This is a genomic window from Variovorax sp. P1_H12_2, assembly GCF_056405335.1.
In genome coordinates, this window is record NZ_JBFUCI010000470.1 from 1 (window position 1) to 4,617 (window position 4,617).

Annotated in this window: 7 protein-coding genes; 4 read left to right on the forward strand and 3 right to left on the reverse strand. The window is 66.1% G+C overall.

The window, feature by feature from the left end; all coding sequences use genetic code 11:
- The 3 genes from AC1D2K_RS30290 to hemP all read left to right on the forward strand — a co-directional run.
- The coding region (locus AC1D2K_RS30290; RefSeq protein ID WP_478093585.1) for a MotA/TolQ/ExbB proton channel family protein at positions 1-683 on the forward strand (683 nt) is incomplete at its 5' end.
- A 5-nt stretch (positions 684-688) separates the two neighbouring features.
- Complete coding sequence (locus AC1D2K_RS30295) at positions 689-1,102, forward strand: ExbD/TolR family protein (protein WP_478093587.1); 414 nt, start codon at positions 689-691, stop codon at positions 1,100-1,102.
- Positions 1,103-1,197: 95 nt separating this feature from the next.
- The gene (gene hemP / locus AC1D2K_RS30300) at positions 1,198-1,410 is read left to right on the forward strand and encodes a hemin uptake protein HemP (RefSeq protein ID WP_478093588.1); all 213 of its coding nucleotides are present in this window, start codon (positions 1,198-1,200) and stop codon (positions 1,408-1,410) included.
- Positions 1,411-1,582: 172 nt separating this feature from the next.
- Here the strand turns inward: hemP and AC1D2K_RS30305 are convergent, their stop codons facing one another.
- Positions 1,583-1,990 (reverse strand): GlcG/HbpS family heme-binding protein, encoded by a 408-nt coding sequence (locus AC1D2K_RS30305; protein ID WP_478093589.1) that lies wholly within the window; start codon positions 1,988-1,990, stop codon positions 1,583-1,585.
- A 182-nt stretch (positions 1,991-2,172) separates the two neighbouring features.
- On the opposite strand from AC1D2K_RS30305, the gene AC1D2K_RS30310 reads away from it, so the two are divergent.
- On the forward strand, positions 2,173-2,874 hold the full coding sequence (locus tag AC1D2K_RS30310) for a Bax inhibitor-1/YccA family protein (protein ID WP_478093590.1): 702 nt from the start codon (positions 2,173-2,175) through the stop codon (positions 2,872-2,874).
- 43 nt (positions 2,875-2,917) lie between these two features.
- Here AC1D2K_RS30310 and rlmD read toward each other — a convergent pair whose 3' ends face one another.
- A complete protein-coding gene (rlmD, locus tag AC1D2K_RS30315; RefSeq protein ID WP_478093591.1) occupies positions 2,918-4,351 on the reverse strand; it encodes a 23S rRNA (uracil(1939)-C(5))-methyltransferase RlmD in 1,434 nt (477 codons plus the stop codon).
- Positions 4,352-4,392: 41 nt separating this feature from the next.
- Positions 4,393-4,617: sigma factor-like helix-turn-helix DNA-binding protein (locus AC1D2K_RS30320; protein WP_478093593.1), on the reverse strand; the 225-nt coding region annotated here is incomplete at its 5' end.

Genomic DNA, 4,617 nt, shown 5'->3' on the forward strand with positions numbered 1-4,617 from the left:
AAGGCGACTTCGTCACCAAGGCTGTCGCGCTGTTGCTGATCGGCATGTCGCTCGCGTCCTGGATCGTGATCCTGATCAAGGCGATCGACGTCATCAGGTACAAGCGGCTCGCGAAGCACTCGCAGGACTTCTGGCACAGCGAGGACTTCGCCACCGCCCTCGCCAAGCTCGGCAAGGACGACGGCAACCCGTTTCGGGCGCTCGCGCTGGAAGGCCGCGAAGCCGCGGCCCACCACCGCAATACCAAGGCCCACCTGCACGACGCGCTCGATGTCAGCGACTGGATCACCCGGGCGCTGCGCAACGGCATCGACGAGTTCACGGCGCGCCTGCAGACCGGGCTGGCGATCCTGGCATCGGTCGGGTCCACGGCCCCCTTCATCGGCCTGTTCGGCACCGTCTGGGGCATCTACCATGCGCTGATGAGCATCGGCTCCGCCGGCCAGGCGACGATCGACAAGGTGGCCGGCCCGATCGGCGAAGCGCTCATCATGACGGCACTGGGCCTGGCGGTCGCCATTCCCGCGGTGCTGGGCTACAACGCCCTGGTGCGCGGCAACAAGTTCGTGCTGACCAAGCTCAACAGCTTCGCGCACGACCTGCACGCCTACTTCGTGACCGGCGCCCGCGTCCAGAGCGGCGGCGGCGAAGCCACCACGGTCGTTCCGCTCAAGAAGGTCTGACTGCCATGGCCTTCGGAACACAGGACGAACCCGACGAGGTCATGAACGAGATCAACATGACGCCGCTGGTCGACGTCATGCTGGTGCTGCTGATCATCTTCATCATCACGGTGCCCGTGATGAAGCACGCGGTGAACATCGATCTGCCCCGCGCCAGCAGCGAGCCCGAGCAAACCAAACCCCAGAACATCCTGTTCACGGTCGCCGCCGACGGCAGCTACTACTGGAACGAGCAGAAGATCGACGACGCCGAACTGACCGGCCGGCTGGCGGCCGAGGCGGCCAAGGATCCGCAGCCCGAGCTGCACATCCGCGGCGACAAGGCGGTGCGCTACGAGCGTGTCGCGCAAGCGATGTCGGCGGCACGGCAGGCCGGGGTGCGCAAGATCGGCTTCATCACCGAGCCGGAACCGAAGTAGTCGCCGCACGCAAGTCAAAAAAATCGATCGCGGCGATTGACTTTTAATTGCGAATGGTTATCATTAACCAACCGCTTCGACACAGGAGTCTTCGAATGTCCGCAACGCCCAACGCCTTTACCGTGCTGAACCATCCGTCGCTGGACCACGCGGGTGGCGGTCGCGCTGCGGCCGAAGTGGCCCGTCCCGCTCCGCTGCTGGAAAGCGCGGAACTCCTCAAGGGCGGCAAGGCCGTCGGCATCCTGCACAACGGCTCGCTTTATCGTCTGCAAGCCACCAAACTCGGCAAGCTGATCCTGACCAAATAGGACCCAGCCCGCCCCTCGCGCAAGTTTCATCGTGGGGCGACTCGAGGAGATTCATCTCCGAAGGGTCGTTTTTTGCTAGCCAACGGTTCGCCGACCAGCCAAGCTTTTTTTCACGCTGACCAACGAACAAACGCCGTCCCGAGGACGGCGTTTTGCTTTGCGTGCTGCTGCTTCAGAGGCCCAGGGCGGCGATGCCGGCCTTGGCGATCTGCGCATCTTCGTTCGACTTGACGCCGCTGACGCCCACCGCACCGATCACCTGGCCGTCCTTCACGATCGGCACGCCGCCTTCGAGCAGGCCTTCGATGACCGGAGCCGTCAGGAACGAGGTCCTGCCGCCGTTGATCATGTCTTCGAAGGTCTTGCTTTCACGCCGCCCCATGGCCGCCGTGTGGGCCTTGGCCGGCGCGATATGAGCCGACAGGGCCGCTGCGCCGTCGAGACGCTGCAGCCACAGCAGGTTGCCGCCGTCGTCGGCGATCGCGATGGTCACAGCCCAGTTGTTCTTGAGCGCCTCGGCTTCGGCTGCGGCGGCGATGGCCTTGAGGTCGGCAAGTTCGAGAAAGGATTTGGTCTTCATGGTCTTCCAGCAAAGTTGAGCAACCCTGAAGCATAGCGTTCAGGATGGCAGGCAGCCGCCCTCGCAGCAGGCGAAATCACTGCAGGAATGCGTCCGGTGATGAGGGATTTCTGCGGGTCCGGCCTTGCGGCCCCCTAGAATGCGCCCAACTGCAGCGTTGCAGCCAACCCAGGAGCTCAGCAATGAACGACCGCGTCAACACCCTCGACACCTCCGTCGGCTACGGCCAGACGCTGCCGCAGGCAGAACGCCAGCGCGTCCTGCGCAACACCTACTGGCTGCTGGCCCTGAGCCTGCTGCCCACCGTCTTGGGCGCCTGGCTGGGCGTTTCCACCGGCATCACCCGCTCGCTGACCGGCGGCCTGGGCCTGGTCGTCTTCATGGGCGGCGCCTTCGGCTTCATGTTCGCGATCGAGAAGACCAAGAACTCGGCCGCCGGCGTGCCGGTGCTGCTGGGCTTCACCTTCTTCATGGGCCTGATGCTGTCGCGCCTGATCGCGATGGTGCTGGGCTTCAAGAACGGCTCCGAGCTGATCATGACGGCGTTCGGCGGCACCGCCGGCGTCTTCTTCGTGATGGCCTCGCTGGCGACCGTGATCAAGCGCGACCTGTCGGGCATGGGCAAGTGGCTTTTCGTCGGCGCCTTGGTGCTGATGGTCGGCGCCATCATCAACATCTTCGTCGGCTCGAGCGCCGGCATGATGGCGATCTCGGTCGCCGCCATCGGGATCTTCTCGGCCTTCATGCTGTACGACCTGAAGCAGATCATGGACGGCGGCGAGACCAACTACATCAGCGCCACGCTGGCGCTGTACCTCGACCTCTTCAACGTCTTCCAGAGCCTGCTCGCGCTGCTGGGCATCTTCGGCGGCGAACGGGATTGAGCGCTTCGGCGCTGCATGAAAAAGGGCCCCGAGGGGCCCTTTTTCATGCGCGCTCGAAAACCGCAATGGACTCGACGTGCGCCGTGTGCGGGAACATGTTCACCACGCCGGCGTGGGTGCAACGGTAGCCCGCCTGGTGAACCAGCAGGCCGGCGTCGCGCGCCAGCGTCGAGGGGTTGCAGCTCACATAGACGATGCGCTGGGGCGGCGCCCAGCCGCCGTCGTGCAGCTCGACCTGCTGATGCAGATCGGCCAGCGCCTTGGCGAGCGCGAAAGCACCTTCGCGCGGCGGGTCGACCAGCCACTTGTCGGCGGCGCCGTCGGCCACCAGCATCGCGGGCGTCATCTCGAAGAGGTTGCGGGCGACGAACGTGGTCGGCACCAGCTCGCCGCGACCCGGCACCGCGGCGCGGTTGCGCTCGAAATTGGCGGTGGCGCGCGCCACCAGCGTGTCGCTGCCCTCGATGCCCAGCACCTCGCGCGCCCGGCTCGCGAGCGGCAGCGTGAAATTGCCGAGGCCGCAGAACCAGTCGACCACGCGCTCGTGCGGCCGAACGTCGAGCAGGCGCAGCGCACGACCGACCAGCACGCGATTGATGTGCGGATTGACCTGGGTGAAATCGGTCGGCTTGAACGGCATCGTGACGCCGAACTCGGGCAGCGCGTAGGCCAGCGCCGGACCGCCTTCCTCGAGCAGCTTGACTGTCTCGGGGCCCTTGGACTGCAGCCACCATTGCACGCCTTCGTTGCGTGCCGCAAAGGCCTTCAGGCGCGCCACGTCGGCATCGGACAGCGGCTCCAGGTGCCGCAGCACCAGGGCGATCACGCCGAGTCCGGTGCCGCTGGGCGAATCGCCGCAGGCCAGTTCGATCTGCGGGCAGGTCTCGCGCGCCTCCATCGAGCCGATCAGCTCGCGCAACGGCATCAGCATGGCGCTGACCTGGGCCGGCAGCACGGGGCAGACCTTCATGTCCGCGAGATAGCGGCTCTTGCGTTCGTGGAAGCCGATCAGCACCGTGCCCTTCTTGACCACGTGGCGCACCGACAGGCGGGCCCGGTAGCGGTAGTGCCAGGCCGGCCCCTCGAGCGGCCGCAGCACGTTCTCGGGCCGCACCTTGCCGAGATGCCAGAGGTTGTCCTCGAGCGAACGCTGTTTCACCGCGACCTGTGCCGCCGCATCGAGGTGCTGCATCTTGCAGCCGCCGCAGGCACCCGCGTGCAGGCCGAAATGCGGACACCCCGGGCGCACGCGCTGGGACGACTCGCGGTTGATCGCGGTCACCGTGCCCTGCTCCCAGTTGTTCTTCCTGCGGTGCACGTTGAAGCGCACCTCCTCGAAGGGCAACGCACCTTCGATGAACACCACCATGCCGTCGGCCTTGTGCGCCACGCCCTGGGCATCGAGGTCGAGCGACTCGACCTGCAACCATTCATCGCGCGCGGGGGGCGCTTCCTTCTTCTCTGTAGCTTCCGTCATCCCCCGATTGTCTCAGGGCCGAGGGCGGCGAGCGCCGGCCGCTACAGGAACGCGTCGCGCTGCACGCCCGCCCGCACCAGCTGCCGGCGCATCTTGGCCAGCGCCTCGTTCTGGATCTGCCTCACGCGCTCCCGCGTCAGGCCCAGGCGCACGCTCAGCACTTCGAGCGTCTCGGGATCGCGGTCGTGCAGGCCGAAGCGGCCTTCGAGCACTTCGCGCTCCCGTTCACTCAGCACCAGGATCCATCGATCGAGGAGTTTCTCGAC